We start from the raw sequence: 267 nt of genomic DNA on the forward strand, positions 1-267 counted from the left end.
TGCCTTTGATGCAGAGTTTCACAACGCCAGATATTATGCTCGATCTTTTGCGTTATTCACCTTTGCCTGCATCACTCATCCATAAAATTGCACTCAAAGCACAAAAGCAGAGTTTAGAGAAACAAAGTGCTCCATTGCAAGACAGTGCTGAGGCTTTAGGAGGCCCTAGCGGTCATGCCGGTGTGGAACAGCTGATGCCAATCCATTTTGCAGAAGGCACATGAAAAGTGAAATGGCTTTGTGTTTAGGAAGTGCGGTTTTTTATGC

The 267-nt window shown here is 44.6% G+C and carries 1 pseudogene; it reads left to right on the top strand.

The window, feature by feature from the left end:
• Positions 1-224: pseudogene (locus tag ACFINO_RS11235) on the top strand (phage portal protein); the annotation flags it as partial.
• Between the last annotated feature and the right edge of the window lie 43 nt (positions 225-267).

This window comes from Bartonella sp. AA83SXKL (genome assembly GCF_042196965.1).
GTDB lineage: Bacteria > Pseudomonadota > Alphaproteobacteria > Rhizobiales > Rhizobiaceae > Bartonella.